At 66.8% G+C, this 18,751-nt stretch carries 16 protein-coding genes; 9 read left to right on the top strand and 7 right to left on the bottom strand.

The genetic code is table 11. The annotated features are described in order from the left end of the window. Positions 1–6: 6 nt before the first annotated feature. On the bottom strand, positions 7–1,509 hold the full coding sequence (locus GSQ95_RS14130) for an AhpA/YtjB family protein (protein ID WP_158973834.1): 1,503 nt from the start codon (positions 1,507–1,509) through the stop codon (positions 7–9). 189 nt (positions 1,510–1,698) lie between these two features. On the opposite strand from GSQ95_RS14130, the gene serB reads away from it, so the two are divergent. Beyond that, positions 1,699–2,853: a phosphoserine phosphatase SerB gene (gene serB, locus GSQ95_RS14125; protein ID WP_158896614.1), complete on the top strand. Its 1,155-nt coding sequence runs from the start codon at positions 1,699–1,701 to the stop codon at positions 2,851–2,853. Between the two features lie 27 nt (positions 2,854–2,880). Here the strand turns inward: serB and GSQ95_RS14120 are convergent, their stop codons facing one another. From GSQ95_RS14120 to GSQ95_RS14100, 5 genes are read right to left on the bottom strand one after another with little or no spacing between them, the layout of a single operon-like run. Next, positions 2,881–4,959, bottom strand: a complete 2,079-nt coding sequence (locus GSQ95_RS14120; RefSeq protein WP_158896613.1) for an EAL domain-containing protein — start codon at positions 4,957–4,959, stop codon at positions 2,881–2,883. Positions 4,960–4,999: 40 nt separating this feature from the next. Continuing rightward, the gene (locus GSQ95_RS14115) at positions 5,000–6,784 is read right to left on the bottom strand and encodes a molecular chaperone (protein WP_372240113.1); all 1,785 of its coding nucleotides are present in this window, start codon (positions 6,782–6,784) and stop codon (positions 5,000–5,002) included. 43 nt (positions 6,785–6,827) lie between these two features. Continuing rightward, on the bottom strand, positions 6,828–7,736 hold the full coding sequence (gene asd / locus GSQ95_RS14110; protein WP_158896612.1) for an archaetidylserine decarboxylase: 909 nt from the start codon (positions 7,734–7,736) through the stop codon (positions 6,828–6,830). A gap of 16 nt (positions 7,737–7,752) precedes the next feature. Further along, complete coding sequence (locus tag GSQ95_RS14105; RefSeq protein WP_158896611.1) at positions 7,753–8,562, bottom strand: rhodanese-like domain-containing protein; 810 nt, start codon at positions 8,560–8,562, stop codon at positions 7,753–7,755. A gap of 59 nt (positions 8,563–8,621) precedes the next feature. Further along, positions 8,622–10,139, bottom strand: a complete 1,518-nt coding sequence (locus tag GSQ95_RS14100; protein ID WP_158896610.1) for an HDOD domain-containing protein — start codon at positions 10,137–10,139, stop codon at positions 8,622–8,624. A 117-nt stretch (positions 10,140–10,256) separates the two neighbouring features. Here GSQ95_RS14100 and motA point away from each other — a divergent pair, with 117 nt between their 5' ends. The 3 genes from motA (at position 10,257) to GSQ95_RS14085 (ending at position 13,032) form a co-directional block, all read left to right on the top strand. Continuing rightward, positions 10,257–11,108 (top strand): flagellar motor stator protein MotA, encoded by an 852-nt coding sequence (gene motA / locus GSQ95_RS14095; RefSeq protein WP_017642892.1) that lies wholly within the window; start codon positions 10,257–10,259, stop codon positions 11,106–11,108. Continuing rightward, entirely contained in the window at positions 11,108–12,268 is a 1,161-nt protein-coding gene (locus tag GSQ95_RS14090; protein WP_158896609.1) for a flagellar motor protein MotB, read from the top strand. Before motA ends, GSQ95_RS14090 begins: the two co-directional genes overlap by 1 nt. 164 nt (positions 12,269–12,432) lie before the next feature. After that, entirely contained in the window at positions 12,433–13,032 is a 600-nt protein-coding gene (locus GSQ95_RS14085; RefSeq protein ID WP_158896608.1) for a nitroreductase family protein, read from the top strand. A 48-nt stretch (positions 13,033–13,080) separates the two neighbouring features. Here the strand turns inward: GSQ95_RS14085 and rsgA are convergent, their stop codons facing one another. After that, complete coding sequence (rsgA, locus tag GSQ95_RS14080; protein ID WP_158896607.1) at positions 13,081–14,103, bottom strand: small ribosomal subunit biogenesis GTPase RsgA; 1,023 nt, start codon at positions 14,101–14,103, stop codon at positions 13,081–13,083. Positions 14,104–14,197: 94 nt separating this feature from the next. Here rsgA and GSQ95_RS14075 point away from each other — a divergent pair, with 94 nt between their 5' ends. The 5 genes from GSQ95_RS14075 to GSQ95_RS14055 form a co-directional block, all read left to right on the top strand. Continuing rightward, positions 14,198–14,968 carry a class I SAM-dependent methyltransferase gene (locus tag GSQ95_RS14075; protein ID WP_158896606.1) on the top strand — a complete coding sequence of 257 codons (771 nt, stop codon included), beginning with the start codon at positions 14,198–14,200 and terminating at the stop codon, positions 14,966–14,968. Between the two features lie 50 nt (positions 14,969–15,018). Continuing rightward, positions 15,019–15,567 carry an oligoribonuclease gene (orn, locus tag GSQ95_RS14070; RefSeq protein ID WP_158896605.1) on the top strand — a complete coding sequence of 183 codons (549 nt, stop codon included), beginning with the start codon at positions 15,019–15,021 and terminating at the stop codon, positions 15,565–15,567. Between the two features lie 16 nt (positions 15,568–15,583). Next, complete coding sequence (locus GSQ95_RS14065) at positions 15,584–16,198, top strand: trimeric intracellular cation channel family protein (RefSeq protein WP_042137396.1); 615 nt, start codon at positions 15,584–15,586, stop codon at positions 16,196–16,198. 97 nt (positions 16,199–16,295) lie between these two features. Further along, complete coding sequence (locus GSQ95_RS14060; protein ID WP_158896604.1) at positions 16,296–18,167, top strand: PAAR domain-containing protein; 1,872 nt, start codon at positions 16,296–16,298, stop codon at positions 18,165–18,167. Further along, a partial coding sequence (locus GSQ95_RS14055; RefSeq protein ID WP_158973832.1) for a DUF2931 family protein occupies positions 18,164–18,751 on the top strand: 588 nt, incomplete at its 3' end. The genes GSQ95_RS14060 and GSQ95_RS14055, both read left to right, overlap by 4 nt.

The raw sequence follows: 18,751 nt of genomic DNA, 5'->3' as shown, positions 1-18,751 counted from the left end.
GGCGCGTTAATGCGCCTCGAGCCGGACCAGATGACGCTCCAGCGTCGCGGAGTAGGGTTCCAGGAGACGTTCCACGCAACTGGCCCCGGCGGGGCTGGCGATGGTGCGGATACGGGCGCGTTTACGCAGCAGCTCGTCCTCGGCGATGCTCTGCTCGACCAGCAACAGGTTGCGACTGTGGCGACTCAGCGCCTGGGCATTGCGTACGGTGGTGTTTTCCAGCAATTGGGCAAGCTCCAGGCCGGCGAGGCGTTCGCCCTGCGTCAGACCCAGTTGCAGCTGCAGGGTTGCACCGCTGCCGACCACTTCCACCTGCAGCGCATGACCGAGGGCACGCATGATCTCGCCGCAGCAGAGCGCGCGGGTCAGGTAGTCGTCGTCGTCGCTGCGTTCGTGGAAGAGGATCAGGCTGCCGCCATCCTTGAGGGTGTGGAGTTCGCCGTCATAGAGTTCGGTGGCCTGCTGCAGGCAGTCGCGATAGCGCTCCAGCAGCTGTTCGAGGCGGCTGCGTGGCAGCCGGCTGAGCTGGTCCTGAGCGCCGAGCTGGATGGACAGCACCGCCGAGGTGACGATGTCGGGTTCGGTGGGTAGCGCCGGGGCCAGGGTGGGTGGCGGTTCGGTAAAGGACTCAGGCACCAGCTCGGCGAAGGCATCGGCGTCCGGTTCGCTGTCGGCGCCCGCGGCGGGCGCCTTGCGCGCGGCCGGTTTGGCGGCGGCAGCCTTGCGTGCGGGCGGCGGCTTGACGCTCAGGCCACCCTGCTCGTCGGCGAAGGGATCGTCGTCCTCTGCCTCAGCCACTTCCGCTTTGGGCGGCTTGGGCGGGACCAGGCGACTCTGCAGCTGGCGAGCCAGGTCGCCCAGTTCGTCGAGACGGCCGGCGCCCGGTGCGGGGTCATCGGGATCGCGCAGCCAGACGCGCAGCTCCAGCAGCGGAATCGACAGCTGACGACCGAGCCGCAGGCTGAGAATCAGCGTGAGCGCCAGCAGGATCAGGCCCAGCAGGGCCATGTTCTGCAGGCTGATCATCATCGGCTGCTGGAACTGGTCCATGTCCAGCGCCAGGCGCACCTGGCCGGCGGTGACGTCCTGGAAGCGGATCGGCGTGCTGTAGATGCCATCGGTGGCGGTCAGCAGGCCCTGGCTCGGGCGCGTGCCGGACTCGGCCAGCACCCGGTTGTCCGGGCTGTAGACCGCGGCATGGGCCACCAGCGGATTGCGCGCCAGGTTGCTCAGCAGCACGTTGAGGCTGAGATTGTCGTTGGCCACCAGCAATTCGGCGGCGGAATTGGCCGTCTGGGTCACCAGGCTCTGGCCGACGGCGTCGGCCTGCTGCTGCATGGCATGGCGGAACTGCATGCTCATGATGCCGGCATAGATCACCAGGGCAGCCGCCACCAGCAGCAGGCTGTGGGAAACGATGCGCAAGGCCACCGGCACACGACGCTGGCGCAGGGCTCGGTAGATCAACAGGAAGAAATTATCGGGCTTGACGGTCGCGGGGCGGGTCACAGAAATCGTTTCTTTGGACAAAAAATGTGCGGCCAGTATAACCAGCGCGCCAGGGGTGCGAAAACGGCGAATGCAGGGCTTCGCCCGCAAAAGAGGCCGGCGGTGGACTCACTCCGCCAGCCGGTGCCCACGGCTCGGCACCGCCGAGGCGAAAGGGTAGACTGCGCGCTTTTCCGCGAGGGGATCGCCATGCAAGACGTTATCGGACTCCAGGCCGTGGGCATCCTGCCCGCCGACTGGTTGGCGGCTCTCACCGGCGCCCTGGCCGCGGCCGGTGCCCGGCTGGAATCGCTGCAGCAGCAGGGTCTGGACAACAGTGCCGCGGTGACCCTGCTGGTCAGTCCGGCGAGTGCCGGCGCGGCGCTGGGGCAGGCGCTGCAGGCCCTGGGGCTGCAGGTGGCGCCCCTGGCGCAGCCGGCGCCGGACACCGGTGAGGCCCATGTCCTGACGCTGATGGGCCGCACCCTGGCCGATCTGCCGCTGACCCGCCTGGCCGCGCTGTGCCGCGAGCAGGGCCTGAACATCCACGCCATCCGCGCCCTGAGCGAGCCGGGCGCGACCGAACGGGCCGCCCTGGAGCTGCGCGTCACCGGCGAGCCCCACGAGCCCCAGGCGCTGCGCGCGGGCCTGCTGGCGCTGGCCCAGGAAGGCCAGGCCGACATCGGCTGGCAGCCGGATGAGCTGCAGCGGCAGCATCGCCGGCTGGCGGTGTTCGACATGGACAGCACCCTGATCCAGGCCGAGGTCATCGACGAGCTGGCCAAGGCCGCCGGTATCGGCGAGCGGGTCGCGGCCATCACCGAACGCGCCATGCGCGGCGAGATCGACTTCCGCGCCAGCTTCACCGAGCGCATGGCGCTGCTGCAGGGCCTGTCCGAAGAGGTGCTGGAGGACATCGGTGCCGGGCTGCGCCTGACCGAAGGAGCCGAGCGGCTGTTCGCCGAGCTGAAGCGGCTGGGCTACAAGACCGCCATCCTTTCCGGCGGCTTCACCTATTTCGCCCGCCAGGTGCAGGCGCGGCTGGGCATCGACTACGTCTATGCCAACGAACTGGAAATCGTCGACGGCAAGCTGACCGGTCGCGCCGTCGAGCCCATCGTCGATGCCCAGCGCAAGGCCGATCTGCTGCAGGAACTGGCCAGCCGTGAAGGCCTGACGCTGGAGCAGACCATCGCCGTGGGCGATGGCGCCAACGACCTGCCGATGCTGGCCCTGGCCGGTCTGGGCGTGGCCTTCCGCGCCAAGCCGCTGGTGCGCCAGTCCGCCCGCCAGTCGGTGAGCGTGCTGGGCCTGGATGGCGTGCTCTATCTGCTCGGCGTGGAAGATCGCCTGACCCGCGGTTGAGTCCGCGCGCTGCGAGCCTCCCGAGCCCTAGTGCTCGGGATGGAACTCGTAGTCCATCGCCTGACTGGGCTCCTGCAGATAGTAGCCCTGGATGAAGTGCACCCCGACCTGCCAGAGCTGGGCCAGCACGCTGGCGCTCTCGACGAAGGGAGCGATGGTCTGGACGTTCTGCGCGCTGAGTTCGGCGACCAGGGCCTTGAGACGCTCCTGGTGGTCCGGTTGCGCCAGGTCCTTGATCAGCTTGCCCGACAGCTTGACGTAATCCGGTACCAGCAGGCGCAGCGCCGCCAGCGGCGGATCGCCGGCGGCAAAACCGCTCAGGGTGACCGGATGACCCTGGCGACGTAGCCGCTGCGCCATGGCCAGGGCCTGCTCCGGCTGGGCCAGCAGGTCTTCTTCGCTGAGCTGGAAGATCACCGCCTCGGCGTCCAGCTGCTGCGCCTGCAGGGTTTCCCGCAGCCAGGGCAACAACTCCAGATCACCCAGGGTCGCCCCCGAGAGATGCACGAAGATGCGCGTGCCATGGCCGCGGGCGCGGTGCTCGCCGAGCTGGCGCATGGCCTGGTGGATCACCCAGCGATCGATCTGGCCGCTCAGGCCGCTGTCGCGGGCGGTACGGGCGAATTCGGCCGGTGAGACCTCCTCACCCTGGGGATTGATCAGGCGCAGCAGCGCCTCGTAGTACTCGTGGCTGCCGCCGCGCAGGCCGATCACCGGCTGGAACAGCAGGCGGAAGCCGTTCTGCTGCAGGGCCTGCTTGACCATGGCCACCAGATTGCCGCGATTGGCGGCGGCGGCCAGCTCTTCCTGGGGATCGTAGCGTTTGCAGGCATTGCCGCCGCGCTGGGCGACCTGGCGCGCGGAGCGGTGCGCGCGGTCCACCAGATCGCCGGCGCTCTTGGCCTGGCTGTCCAGGCTGACCACGCCGATGGAATAGCTGATGGCCAGGGTGCGCCCGGCCAGGGTCAGCGGCTGGCGCTCCTGGCGACCGAGCAGGCGCTCGAAGGCACTGTCCAGGCTGGCGTCGGCCGCCTGCGGCAGAAGGGCGGTAAAGGCGTCGTCGGCGAAGCGCGACAGGGTCACCAGGGTGCCGAAATGCTCGCGCAGGCGCTCGGCCAGGACCACCAGCAATTCGTCCATGGCGCCTATGCCCAGCTCGGCCACCAGGGTCGGATAGCGATCGATGCTCAGGTAGGCGAAGCTGGCCGGTGCGCCGAGCCGAGCGCGTTCCAGGGCATCCTCGAGCAATTCGAGCATGCGGCTGCGATTGAGCAGACCGGTCAGGATGTCCTGGAAGCGCACCTCACGCAGCTGTTCCTCGAGGGCCTCGGCGCCCGGGGCCGCGCGTTCCTCGCGCAGGTGCAGCTGCACGCACGGTTCGTCGAGATAGATGGCCGGCGTCAGGCGCAGGCGCACACCAAGGGTGCTGCCGTCCTGGCGAACGCAGCGGCAATCCAGTTCGAGCGGGCGGGGATCGTCGCGCAACTGGCGAAAGGCCTCGCGCAGCGCCGGCTGGTCGGCGGCGGCGATGAGGTCCATCAACGGCGTGATTTCCAGGTCTTCCGCGGACGGATAGCCCAGCAGCTCCACATAGGCCGAGTTGACGTGGATATGCAGGCCGTCGTGGACATAGGCGACCGCTTCCACGGCATTGGCCAGCAGCAGCTGGCAGCGCTGCTCGGCCTCGGCCAGGGCCTGTTCCAGGCGCCGGCGTTCGTGGCGCTCGGCCAGGTTGCCGAGTTCGCGCAGACTGGCCAGCAGCAGGTGTTCGTCGTTGTCGCTGGCGATGCCGTCGCGGGCGCCGAGGCGCAGGGCCTCGAGCACCGCCGCGGGATCGTCCGGGACCACCCGCTGGATGACGGCGAGCTGAGGTATCCGGCGGCGCAACTGGCGCAGGGCGGCCAGGCTGTCGAGTTCCGGCGAGGGGGGGGCGAGGATGGCGAGGTCCCAGGACTGGGACAGCAGTTCGTCGAGACCCGCGGGGTCGGCCAGGCGCTGGGCCCGCGTCGCCCGTCCGGCATTGCGGAACAGGCTGACCAGGCGTTCCGCCTCGTTCTGCGATGCTTCGAGCAGTAACAGGCGGATCGCGCTGTGTTCGGCGGCCATGGTCTATTCGCGCCCTGGCGATAACGATGATTTATCGAAGCTACAGAGACTTCCACAGCGAGTCAAAGTCTTCTTCCTGACGCGCGCCGCCGCCCGTGGATCCGCCGCCGGGCTGCGTACCGCTCTGCTCCAGCAGGTGATATTCGAAGACGCTGAAGCTGACCGTCATGCTGCGCCGCCGGTCGAGCATGCCGCGCTGCTCGTTGCCCTGCTGGTTGATCTGCACCTTGCTGCCTTCCTGGAAGGGCAGACGCGGCGCGATCAGCGTCGGCGCCTGGTCGATGGCCTTGATCTCCGGCAGGAGCAGGGCACGCAGGTACTGACTGTTCTGCTCGGCCTTGCGCAGCAGCTGCAGCCCACAGGGGCGCGCGGTGGGTGCCAGCAGTTCGACGCCCATCTGGGTCCCGCTGCCAGGCACCTGGCGGACCCAGCGCACCACCGCCGGGCCCCAGTTGTGATCCTCGGGCAGGCGCACACCAAGCAATTCGCCGGCCTGCAGCTGCTCGGGCACCTCGCCACTCCAGCTCAGGCAATAGCCGCCCGGGCTGTGGTTGACCACCTGCACCCCATGGATCGGAAAGGCCGGACTGGCCGCCTCGCCGTCACCGGGCAGGACGTCGTAGTGGATCTCTTCCAGATTTTCGGCGCTCCAGTCCAGGGCGTCGGGTGCCTGGGTGTCGGCATCGAAAGCCATTGACCAGACATCGTCCTTGGGCTTGGGCGCAAAGGTGTCCGGCACGACCGCGGCCGACAGGCGCAGGGTGTCGGCGAACACCTGACCACCCGCGAGCTGATAGTGCAGGGCGCTCATGCCGATGCAGACCTGCACCTGACCCTGGCCGGGCATGCGCTGGAAGGCGCGATCCGCCTCCTGGCCCCAGGCCCCGACCAGGTGTTGCAGCAGATCCAGGGACAGATCGCCGTGCACCGGCAGGCGCGCGCGGGGGCGCTGCTCCGGGGCCAGCGCCAGGTAGTCTTCGATGGCCTGCACCAGTTGCTGCGGGGCGAGGCCGAGAAGACCGCTGAGATTGGCTTCGCGCAACAGCGAGCGATAGCGCGGCGGGGCGTCGATCTGCGGCGCCACCACCATCAGGGTGCCGTTCTGCTCGGGACCTTGCAGGCGGATCAGGCTGGCCCAGTCGTCCAGGTGCAGCGTCAGCTGGGCGATGTGGCTCTGGCGCAACTGGTTGCAGCGCGCGGCGCCGAACAGCAGGGCGGCGCCATAGGCCTGGGTGATGGTCTGGCTGCCGTCGCCGGGCAGCAATTCATCGCGAATCTTCTGGTTGTGCAGGCCGGTGGTCACCGCCAGCCGATAGAGCTGGTGCAGCTCCAGCCAGAGGTTGTCGTGCACCGGGGTATAGAGCTGGGCGGCGCGGATCAGCGGCCCGAGCAGGGCGCGCAGGGCACGCTGGATGGCGGTCGCCAGCAGCGTGCTGCGTTCGCCACGGTCGCTTTCCTCGACCACGATCAGCTTGTAGCCGGCCGCCAGCAGGTTCTGCAGGGCCTGACAGAGATTGGCCACCTTGCGCGAACGCTCGTCGAGCACGATGGCCTGGTTGAGCACATGGCGTTCCAGCAGCTGACAGACGCGCTGCACGTCCGGGCGCAGGGATTCGAGCAGACGCAGACGCGCTTCCGGCGTCAGGATCAGCCGATTGAGTTCCAGCAGACCCTGGTAGAGCAGCCGGGCGAATTCGCCCAGCTTGGCCCGTGGCAATTGCTCCAGCCAGCGCTTGAGGCCGGCCGGCGTGGCGTCACAAAACGTCAGGCTGCGCTGATCGGGTGTCGGTACCCGCAACATGAGCTGTGGCCTTTTGCTATCCATTCGCCGCGCGCACTCCTGTTTCGATGGGCAATGAACCGCGCATCTAGGCGAGAGGCCCTGGCTCGGAAACGGTGGTCAAGGGGGCGGACGTGGTCGGAACCCCCAGCAGTTGCCCCATGTTGACGGTGGACAAGGCGCCGAGTTCAGCGGACCAGTTCACCGCTTCCGGGCCGAACAGCACGATGGCGGTGGAGCCCAGCTTGAAGCGACCCAGCTCGTCGCCGGTGCGCAGGGTGATGGGGGCGCGCGCGGCCTCGTCGTAGGCGAAGCGCTTGAGTTCGCGCTTGGGTGGCGTGACCAGACCGGCCCAGACCGTCTCGATGCTGGCGACGATCATGGCGCCGACCAGAATGACCGCCATGGGCCCCACGGCGGTGTCGAAGATGCACACCACTCGCTCGTTGCGGGCGAACAGCTCGGGCACGTTCTCGGCGGTGAGCTGATTGACCGAGAAGATGCGCCCGGGCACATAGACCATCTCCTTCAGGGTGCCGGTGAGCGGCATGTGCACCCGGTGGTAGTCCTTGGGCGACAGGTATATGGTGGCGAAATGACCGCCCATGAAGGGCGCGGCGCGCAGGCCGTCGCCGCCGAGCAGCTCCAGCAGACTGTAGCTGTGGCCCTTGGCCTGGAAGATGCGGCCGTGCTCGATGCGACCGAGCTGGCTGATGGCGCCGTCGCTCGGACTGACCACCACGTCGGCTGCGGCCGGCAGCGGACGGGCGCCGGGCTTGAGGGCGCGGGTGAAGAAGGCGTTGAAGTTCTCGTAGGCGGTAGGGTCTTCCACCTGGGCCTGGCGCATGTCGACGTCATAGTGACGGACGAACCAGCGGGTCAGCAGATTCTTGAACCAGGGCGCCCGGCACTCGGCGAAGCCACCGATCAGCCGCGACAGCAGATGGTGCGGCAGCAGGTGCTGGGCAAGGATGAACAGACGGTCTTCCAGTTTCATGAGAGGTCCTTGGCAATCATTCGATCGGGGTGTCGGGGTGGTTGCCCCATTCGCCCCAGGAGCCGGCATAGGCTTTGACGCGCGGATAGCCCAGGGCCTTGGCCGCGAGATAGGTGAAGCCGGATCGGTGATGGGTCTGGCAGTGGGTGATGATTTCCTTGTCGCGGGTGATGCCCAGGCGCTCCAGTTCGGCGGCCAGGTCCTCGCGGATGCGCAACTGGCGCTCGCGATCCATGCCGGCGGTCCACTCGAAGTTGATCGCCCCGGGAATGTGGCCGCCACGGGCGGTCAGCACCTTTTCGCCGCGGTATTCGTCGGCGCCCCGGGCGTCCCAGATGGCCAGGTCCTCGGCGCCCAGCCGGCTCTGCAGATAGGCGCGGCTGGCGGTGGGCTCTTCGAACAGGGTCAGGGCGACCGGCGCGCTCGCCGCAGCCGGTACCTCGGTGCTCAGCGGCAGGCCGGCGGCGATCCAGCCCTGGCGCCCGCCGTTGAGGTAGTGATAGTGGCCGTGGCCGATGACGTCCAGCAGCCAGATGAAGCGTCCGGCCCAGCCGCCGCCTTCATCGTCATAGACCACGTAGACAGCCTCGTCGCGTTGCCCCAGTTCGCCGAACAGCCGTTCCAGGTCCGCCTGGGCCGGCAGCAGGCCGGGCGCCGGCTTGCTGCCCAGCTGGGTGCGCGCGGGCGCGACATGGCGCGCGCCGGGCAGATGGCCTTCGGCATAGAGGGCGGCGCTGCAGAGATCCACCAGGATGAGTTCGGGCGCGTCCAGGCGCGCCGCGAGATCGGCCGGCTCGATCACCAGGGGCAGGGCGGAAAAGGGCATCGCGGATTTCCCGTCGGTCCGTAGCAAAGGTGAAGTGTACCGAGGTTGACCGGCCAGCGTCAGGTCGGTCGTGCCCGCGGACGATTGGCAAAGGTGCCGATGGCGCGCTCGATGCAGGTGAAGGTCTTGTCCAGCGCGGCGCTGCGCCGCGGATCCGCCGGCTGCAGTTCGCTGTCCAGGATCGCCACCAGTACCACCCGTTCGCCAAAGCCCAGACTGCGCAGCCAGAGCCGTTCGTTGCTGAACAGCCGGCGCAGATCGGCGGGCAGGTGCGGCGCGAAGCGCGCCCGGTTGTCGGCATCAATGCGCAATTGGCCGGGGCTGCCGAACAGCTTGGCCAGCAGCGGATGGCTGGCGATGTCCAGCTGCAGGCCGGGAGCGTCATCCAGGCCATGGTGCAGCTGGACATTGCCCTTCTGGCCGTTGCGATCCGGGGTCAGCAACAGCAGCCGCGGCAGGCCGCAGGCCACCAGCGCCTGGCGTGCGCAATCGAACAGCTGAGGCAGGGTGGCGAAGGCGCTGGGCGTGTGCAGCAGCTGCTCGCAGAGTCCGCGCCAGCGTTGTGCCTGACTCTCGCTGGCGACCTGTACCCGGGACACCGGCTTGAGGCGCCGTTCGCCCGGTGGCCAGACCAGGCCTTCCGCCGGATGCCAGAGGCCGGGTCGGGCATGGCGCTGGGCATCCTGCACCGCCAGTTCATGGCTGCGACTCTGCACCCTTGCCAGCGGCAGTTGCAGATAGAGGGCGCTGAAACGCTGCCAGCGCAGGGTATGAGGACCATCCCAGGCATGGTGGCTGGCCAGGGCCAGGCCATTGGCCAGCAGGATGGTGTTGCCGGGATGGGTCAGCCAGCGCCGCAGATTGGGGTCGTCGTCGAGGCGCTGCTGCTGTTCGAGGGGATCGTCGCCATGGGCGATGTGCAGCGCCCTGACCAGTTGCCGGCGATCCTGGTCCAGCAGGCGATAGCCTTCCACGATCCACTCGGGCAACTGCCAGTGACGGGCCAGCGCCTGGCACAGGCGGATCGCCGGCACGCCGAGCAGTTCGCGCTCGACCTTGAGCGCCGGTTCGCCTTCGCCCAGCACCCGCCGTTCCCATTCCTCGAAGAGTTCCGGATAGCGGGTCGCCAGCGGCCAGAGTGGCGCCAGAAAGAGCAGGGCGGCCAGGCGGATGTCCGGCCACAGCCGCGCCAGGGGCACGCCGAACAGGCCCAGTCCGAGGGTCATGGCGTGCTGGCTGACCAGGCACAGCTGCCGCAGCGGACGCGGCAGGCGCTCCTCGGGCAGGGTCGGCTGGCGGGCGATCAGGTACTCCGCCGGCCCGAGACCGACGCGGCCGAGCACGGCTTCCAGACTGGCGGCCGGATCCCCGAGGCTGGCATGGCCGCGATTGGCCTCGCGCAGCAGGGCCAGCGCCAGGGGGGGTGACTCGCAGAGTCGTTCGGCGATCTCATGCAACGCCAGACGGCCATCGGCCAGGGCGCGGCGCAGACGCTCCGCGCTGGCGGTGGCCACCGGCAGGCGTACGCCTTCCAGGTGTTTGACCCAGTCTTCGACGGTGTTCGGGCGGCTGGACATACGACGGTCGCCTTGAAATTTGATGAAAGGCCTTCAGTCCGGGGCGCCGGGTCCGATAAAGGGGACGTGAGGGCAGATCCCCGGCTCAATTTTCCTTAGCACACAGTATTCCCAACCATGGCAAAAATCATCGGCATCATCGTGATATTCGCGGCTGTCCTCGGCGGCTACATCCTCGCGCATGGCAAGATCGCTGCGATCATCCAGCCGCTCGAGGTCCTGATCATCGGCGGCGCCGCCCTGGGGGCCTTCCTGCAGGCCAACCCGGGCAGCACCTTCATGCAGGTGTTCAAGAAGTCGCTGAAGATGTTCGGCAACCGCTTCACCCACGCCTTCTACCTGGACGTGCTCAAGCTGCTCTACGAGATCCTCAACAAGAGCCGGCGCGAGGGCATGATGTCCATCGAGGCGGACGTCGAGGATCCCAAGGCCAGTCCGATCTTCAGCAAGTACCCGAACATCCTCAAGGATGAGCGGATGACCGCCTACGTCGCCGACTACCTGCGGCTGATGTCGTCCGGCAACATGGCCCCCCACGAGCTGGAAGGCCTGTTCGACATGGAGCTGGCCGGCATCAAGGAAGAGCTGGAGCATCCGTCCCACGCGGTATCGCGGGTCGCCGACGGCCTGCCCGGCTTCGGTATCGTCGCCGCGGTACTGGGTATCGTGATCACCATGGGCATGCTCGGCGAGGGTGACCAGGCGGCCATCGGTGGCCACGTGGGCGCCGCTCTGGTGGGTACCTTCCTCGGTATTCTCGCCGCCTACGGCTTCTTCGGTCCGCTGGCGACCTGCCTGGAGCACGACGCCAAGGAAGAACTCAATGTGCTGGAGGCCATCAAGGCCTGCCTGGTCGCCGCCGCCAGCGGCATGCCGCCCACCGTCGCCGTGGAATTCGGCCGCAAGGTGCTGTTCCCGGCGCACCGGCCGTCCTTCAGTGAGCTCGAGCAGGCGATGCGGGGCAGCTGATGGACAACAACCAGCCGATCATCGTCAAGCGCATCAAGAAGAGCGCCGCCGGCCACCACGGCGGCGCCTGGAAGATCGCCTTCGCCGACTTCGCCACCGCCATGATGGCGTTCTTCCTGGTGCTCTGGCTGATGTCCTCGGCCACCCCGGAGCAGAAGAAGGCCATCGCCGGCTACTTCCAGGATCCGATCGGCTTCACCGAAAGTGCCAGCCCCTATGTCATCGACCTGGGCGGCACGCCGACGCCGGCGCCTGATCGCACCCTGAACCCCGAGATCCAGGCGCAACCGGATTCGACCCAGAACAAGGTCAATCCGGACGTGCAGGAGCGCGCCGACCCCAACGATTCCAACCGTGTCGCGCCCGATCCCACCCAGGCGCCCGATCAGTCCGACAAACGCCAGCCCAACGACGCGGCCCAGCAGCAGAAGGATGCCAGCCAGGCGAAGATGGATCCGAGCCAGGCGGAAAAGATCGCCGAGCAGGTGGACAAGGAACGCCTGGAGCTGTTGCTGCAGGAGTTGCAGAACAAGATCGAGCAGAATCCGGAGCTGCAGAAGTTCAAGGACCAGATCCTGCTGGAGATCACCCAGGACGGCCTGCGCATCCAGATCGTCGATGCCGAGAACCGGCCGATGTTCGATTCCGGCAGTCCGCGGCTGAAGTCCTATTTCGAGGACATCCTGCTGGCCATGGCCGACACCATTCGCCAGGTGCCGAACAAGATCAGCATCAGCGGCCATACCGATGCCGCGCGCTACGCCGGCAAGGGCGACTTCAGCAACTGGGAATTGTCCGCCGGTCGCGCCAACGCCGCACGCCGGGCGCTGATCGCCGGTGGCTATCCGGAAGAGCAGGTGGCGCGGATCGTCGGCTATGCCTCTTCGGCTCCCTTTGATCGCGAACATCCGCTCAATCCGGTCAACCGCCGCATCGACATCATCGTGCTGACCAAGAAGGCCCAGCAGGCTATCGAGGGCCGCGCCGGTGGCAACCAGGCACCCAAGCCCGCGGCCGGCGCCGCACCGGCGGCCAGTCGGGGCGGGGTCTCCAGCGGTGGCGTCAGCGCCACCGGCAACCTGGCGCTGCCCGTCAACAACGCGGCCTTCAAGCAGCAGGTCAATGCCTTCGATGCCGGCGTCATCCAGGGCAAGCCCTGAGCGGGCGCGGCGATCGATAGGAAAATTCGCTGCTAGCGTTCGGTTTTTTCGTCCGTTGGCCTGCGCAGGGCTGGTTAAGCTGCAGGGGTTTTCATGCTGGATCGGGCACCTTGCGCCCTGGCGCGCGGTCTCCCGATCTCCGATTCCCTTGCAGGAGCCTTCCGATGAGCAACGCCTTTATCGACACCATCAAGCGCCGCCGCAGCCAGTACGCGCTGGGCAAGAACCTGCCACTGGCCCAGGACCAGGTCACCGCGCTGATCCAGGAAGCGGTCAAGCTGTCGCCTTCCGCCTTCAACTCGCAGAGCTCGCGCGCGGTGATCCTGTTCGGCGCCGAGAGCGACAAGTTCTGGGGCTTCGTCATGCAGGCGCTGCGGCAGATCGTGCCGGCCGACGCCTTCGCCGCCACCGAAGGCAAGATCAACAGCTTCGCGGCCGGCGCCGGCACCGTGCTGTTCTACGAGGATCGGCACGTCGTCGCCAGCCTGCAGGACAAGTATCCCGCCTACGCCGACAACTTCCCCATCTGGTCGGAGCAGGCCAGCGGCATCGCCCAGTTCTCCGTGTGGACGGCCCTAGCCAACGCCGGCATCGGCGCCAGCCTGCAGCACTACAATCCGCTGCCCGATGCCCTGGCCGCCGCCGAGTGGCAGCTGCCGGAGACCTGGCACCTGCGCGCGCAGATGCCCTTCGGTTCCAACGAAGGCGACTTCCCGGAGAAGGGCTTCATGGACGACGCCGAGCGCTTCCGCGTCTTTGGCTGATGGTCGCCGACTGATACAAGAAAACGCCGGGCTTGCCCGGCGTTTTGCTTAGTAGCGCGACTCGCCTTCGAGGCTGGCCAGGATGTGCCGGTAACTGGCCATCCGCTGCGGATGGATGTCACCGCGTTCCAGGGCGGCGAGCAGGGCGCAGCCGGGTTCGCGCTCGTGCTTGCAGTCGCGGAAGCGGCAGTGGCCGAGGTAGTCGCCGAATTCCTTGAAGCCGGCTTCGACGTCGTCACGGCTGACGTGGCTGAGGCCGAATTCGCGGATGCCGGGCGAGTCGATCAGATCGCCGCCATCGGGAAAGTGGAAGAGCCGGGCGGTGGTGGTGGTGTGGGTGCCCTTGTTGGTCAGCTCCGACAGCGGTCCGACGCGGGTATCGACGCCTGGCAGCAGGGCGTTCACCAGCGACGACTTGCCTACCCCCGATTGACCGACGAAGACACTGACGTGCTCGTCCAGCTCGCTCTTGAGCTGGTCCATGCTCAGGCCGTTGTGGGCCGAGACCTCCAGCAGCGGATAGTCCAGCTCGCGGTAGACGCCCAGCAGCTCGTCCAGCGCCGGGCCGTTGTGCGCGTCGATCAGGTCGGCCTTGTTGAGCAGCAGCAACGGCTGGATGCCGGCATGCTCGGCGGCCACCAGGTAGCGATCGATGAGGTTGGCGTGAGGCGTGGGCAGCGGGGCGAAGACGATCACCAGGCGGTCGACGTTGGCCGCCACCGGCTTGAGCAGGCCGCGCATGTCCGGCCGGCAGATCTCCGAACGCCGCGGCAACTGGGCGACGATGACGCCGTTGCCCTGGAGGCTGGGACGAAACACCACCCGGTCGCCAGTGACCAGGGTCGGCAGGTTGGCGCGCAGGTGACAGCGCTGCAGCTGGCCTTCGTCATCCTCGACCTCCACCTGAACGCCGAAGTGGGCGATCACCAGGCCTTGTTGCTCCGGTCCCAGATCGCCGCCTTCGAGTTCGTCGATCAGCTTGGATTCGCGCTTTTCCGCACGAGCGGCGCGTTCGGTCTGGATTTTTTCGATCCGCCAGCTCTGGCGACGGGTCAGGTGGCGTTTGGCCATGGGATATCCGCGGGTTTCAGGACCGCTGAGTCTAGCATTGGCCGCCTCTCGCGGATTACCTAAACTTGGCGTACCTCGTCGCTCCGGAGCCCCCATGCTGGCCCATCTCGCCTCGCGCTATCCGCTGTTGCTGGCCGTGCTGGTGCAACTGGCCGCCCTGGTGGTCGCCGTCGTCGGCATCCGCCTGTGGGCCGGCTTCGCCGGCCAGCGCCCCTCGCTGCTGGCGCTGGTCTGCCTGCAGGCGGTACTGGCGGCCCTGCTGGGCGAGCTGCTGGGACTCGCCCGCTGGTGGGTGTTCATCAATCTGCTGTTCGCCCCGACGCTCTACCTGGTCAGCGGTCGCGGACTCTCGGCGGGCATCGCCGCGCTCGGCTTCCTGCTGCTTCTGCTGCTGAACTGGAACAGCCTGCGCGAGCGGGTACCGCTCTATCTGACCGGGCGCCAGACCCGCGAGCGGCTGGCCGAACTGCTCGCCGAGCGCGAGCCGACCTTTCGCTTCGTCGACCTCGGCTGCGGCCTGGGCGATACCCTGGTCGATCTGTCCCGGCGCTTTCCCCAGGCCACCTTCGTCGGGGTGGAGACGGCGCCGCTGAGCTTCGCCCTGGCCTGGCTGCGCTGCCTGCCGCGGCGCAATTGCCAGGTGCGCTATCGCGATCTCTGGCGGGTGCAGCTGGGCGAGTTCGACGTCGTCTACTGCTTTCTCTCGCCGGCGCCCATGCCACGCCTGGGCGACAAGGCCCGCACGGAACAGCGGGCCGGCAGCTGGCTGATCAGCAACACCTTCGAGATTCCCGACCAGCCCGCGGATCAGGTGCTGGAGGTAGGCGACCTGCGTGGCAGCCGGCTGCTGCTCTGGCGCCGGTAGGTACGCGGCAGGCGCGCTGCTACACTGGTGCCATCATCAAGGAGTTCACCATGACCGCCCCCAATCCGCAGCACCTGATCTGGATCGACCTGGAAATGACCGGCCTGGATCCGGATCGGGACGTGATCATCGAGATGGCTACCATCGTCACCGACAGCGATCTCAATGTGCTGGCCGAAGGCCCGGTGCTGGCCATCCACCAGTCGGACGAGATCCTGGCCGGCATGGACGAGTGGAACACCCGCCAGCACGGCGGTTCGGGGCTGACCCAGCGGGTGCGCGAGAGCACCGTTGATACCGCCCAGGCCGAGGCCCTCACCCTGGAATTCCTGCAGCAGTGGGTGCCCAAGGGCAAGTCGCCGATCTGCGGCAACAGCATCTGTCAGGATCGCCGCTTCCTCTATCGCCGCATGCCGGAGCTGGAAGCCTACTTCCACTACCGCAACCTGGACGTCTCCACCCTCAAGGAACTGGCCGCGCGCTGGGCACCCCATGTGCGTGACGGCGTGAAGAAGAGCGGCAGCCACCTGGCGCTGGACGACATCCGCGATTCCATCGCCGAGCTGCGGCACTATCGCGAGCACTTCATCAAGGTCTGACGGCCAGCCGTCCGTGCTGCTGTCCATCCTCTATCTGGTCGCGATCACCGCCGAGGCCATGACCGGCGCCCTGTCCGCGGGGCGCCGCGGCATGGACCTGTTCGGCGTGGCGCTGATCGCCAGCGTCACCGCCCTGGGCGGCGGCTCGGTGCGCGATGTCCTGCTGGGACACTATCCGCTGGGCTGGGTAAAGCACCCGGAGTACCTCGCGCTCACCGTCGGCGCGGGCCTCGCCACCGTGGCCATCGCGCGAGTCATGCGCTATCTGCGCCGGCTGTTCCTGGTGCTCGACGCCCTGGGCCTGGTGGCCTTTACCGTGATCGGCTGCCAGGTGGCCCTGGAGATGGGCCTGAGTCCGGCCATCGTCATCGTCAGCGGCACCCTCACCGGCACCTGCGGCGGCATCCTGCGCGACATCCTCTGCAACGACGTACCCCTGATCCTCAGGCGCGAGCTTTATGCCAGCGTGGCGGTACTTTCCGCCGGCTGCTACCTGCTCTGCCGCCCGTGGCTCGGCGAAGAGCAGGCGCTGCTCATCACCCTGGCCGCGGGGTTGCTGCTGCGCCTGCTGGCGTTGAGATTCAACTGGCAGATGCCGACCTTCACCTATCCGGACGATCCTCACGGTTGAGGCCGTGAGAAATTGCGCGATATCGCGCTGAAAGGATTGTCCTAGAGCCTTTTGTGCGGCATTTTTCAGGCCCCAGTTACCGATAGGGAGATCGGTCATGTCTGGAAAGCCTGCTGCTCGCCTGGGCGACGCCGTCGCCTGCCCCCAATGCGGTACCACCGCCCTAGTCCAGGGCTCCACCGATGTCGCTTTCGATGGCCTGCCCGCCGCCACCCTCGGCCATGCCTGCGGCTGTGGCGCCGCCCTGAGCGCCGCGGTCATCCCCACGGTCCTGATCAACGGCCGGCCTGCGGCGGTGCTCGGCAGCCTTACCAGCCATGGCGGCGTGGTGATCGGCGGCTCGGGCAGCGTCATCATCGGCCTGGACGCCGGCGGCGCGCCCAAGGGCGCCTGCGCAAGCCATGCAGGCACTACCGGCCTGGCACCGGGGCAGGGCAAGCCTTCGGCACGTCGCTCCCGGGAGCGACGGGATATCGAGGAGCCTGCCAACCACCCGGAGGGCGCACCCGTTGCCAGGGATGAAGTCGCCGAACAGGCGGAGCGCCCGCTAGAACAGCGCATCACCCTGCGCATCGGCGTCTTCTTCGACGGCACCGGCAACAACCTCTTCAATGCCGCCACCGGTGCGGCTTGTCGGGCGGAAGAGCAGGGCTTTCGCCAGGATCAGGCGCGCAGCATCGCAAGGCATTGCGAGAAGTTCATGCTGAGTGCCGATGGCAGCTATGCGGGGGCGGAGACGAATATTGCGCGGTTGTATCGGCTCTACCGGGACGATACCCAACGGGCGATCGAGCCGGACGAAAGCTCAGCGGTCATCCCCGTCTATATCGAGGGCATCGGTACCCGGGCCGGTCAGCCGGATAATTTGCTTTCGATGGGGACGGGGCTAGGTAGGAGTGGTGTACTGGCTTGTGTTCAGACATTCCCTGCCGTTTTCTCGAAACGGTATGACGAATTTCGTCTGGTCAACCCCAAGGTCATTGTCGAAGCCGTCGAGTTTGATCTTTTTGGCTTCAGCCGAGGGGCAGCGGCAGCCCGCCACTTTTCCAACGAGGTACTAAAAGCCGACGGCGGTATCGTGGCTACAGGGCTTGCGCCATGCTTCCCTTGGCGGCGCGCCAAAGTGAGAGTCAACTTCATCGGTCTGTTTGATACCGTGGCGGCGATAGCCGATCCTCTGCAGGGCGACTTCAGTCCGGCTAATGCAGTAAATCTTGGACTCAATCTTTATCTACCATCCGGTTGCGCGCTCAAGGTAGTGCAGTTGGCTGCCCAGCATGAGTACCGCCGTAACTTCGCCCTTAACAGCGTGGCACCCGAGCATGAGGAGATATTTCTGCCCGGCGCCCACGCTGATGTCGGGGGCGGCTATCCTGAAGAGGTGCAGGAGCGATTGTTGTTGACCCGGCCGAGGGCTTCCCTCGAGCCCAGGGGCACGGATAGCCACCAGGCCTGGAGCTATCGTCAGGCCGAATTGGAGTTGCGGCGCCTGCAAGGGGCGCCTTGGTACGACTCAGCCAGCACTCGTCTTGGCATCGATACCTGGCGCCTCGAGTTGCCCCGCGTCCGGGGCGACCTCCCGGAAGTCGAAGTCTTCGCGGCGATACGGTTGGAGCGGCAGGTGCGTGGAGAGCTATCCCTGGTTTATCTGCGGATAATGCACCGTCTGGCCAGCGCCCAGGGTGTGCCCTTCATTGCTCTTGACGAAGAGGATCCGGAGTGGCGCTTGCCTGCCGACCTGGTTCCTATGGCCAGAAAGCTTCAGGCAGGCAGTCCGCATGCGCCTGAGCCACTGAGTCAGGCCGAAAATCGTCTGCTGCTCAGTCGCTATGTGCACAGATCGGCTCACTGGAATGCGCGCATGGGCAGTGGCCTGGGCAATGTGGATGCAATCTTTGTTGATGCACCCACCGCCGATGGTCGGCGCAGCCTCTATGCCAATCGTCCGCAAGCAGGGTACCCGCGATGAGGCGCTGGCTGCTGTCTATCGCCCTGTTCATGAGTCTGGCGGGTTGCCAGTCCGGCGCTGCGAACAAGCTGCCCTATGACGCCTGGTACCTGGGCTTTCTGGCGCCCAACTATATGGAAGTCTGGCTGGAGCAAGCCAACATTGGCGACAACAGTGGGCGTATCTTTCCTAATGCCATGGGCGGAGTGGTCGCCATGGGGGAGCCGGCTAGTCTTTCGGCTACCGCTAAAGGTTGGCCTAAACGAATCGGCTCAGGCAAAGGCCGCTACCTAACTGGTCTGGATCTCCCCTACGTCGTCTCATTGCGTTGGCAGTCAATGGTAGAACCTCAGACCTACCATGCGCTTTTTACTATTCCCGACTGGGCACAACAGAAGATGACTGAACAACTTCCTGCTAATTACCCTAGCGGTCGTACGTTCGATTATCGCGAATCTCTCACCATCGGTTTGGCACCGGGAGGCATTGTCAAAGTGTGGATAAAGGGCCCCTGCCTCGATCCCATCGAAGTCCTAACCCTCCAAGCCGAGATCGAACCCAAGGGGCCCTATGGTGGCAAGTCGGGCGGCAAGTACCGACCGCTG

The organism is Pseudomonas sp. BAV 4579 (assembly GCF_009765395.1).
Classification (GTDB): domain Bacteria; phylum Pseudomonadota; class Gammaproteobacteria; order Pseudomonadales; family Pseudomonadaceae; genus Chryseomonas; species Chryseomonas aestiva.
The sequence above is the reverse complement of the archived record's forward strand: the minus strand, read 5'-3'. Positions and strand labels throughout refer to the sequence as shown.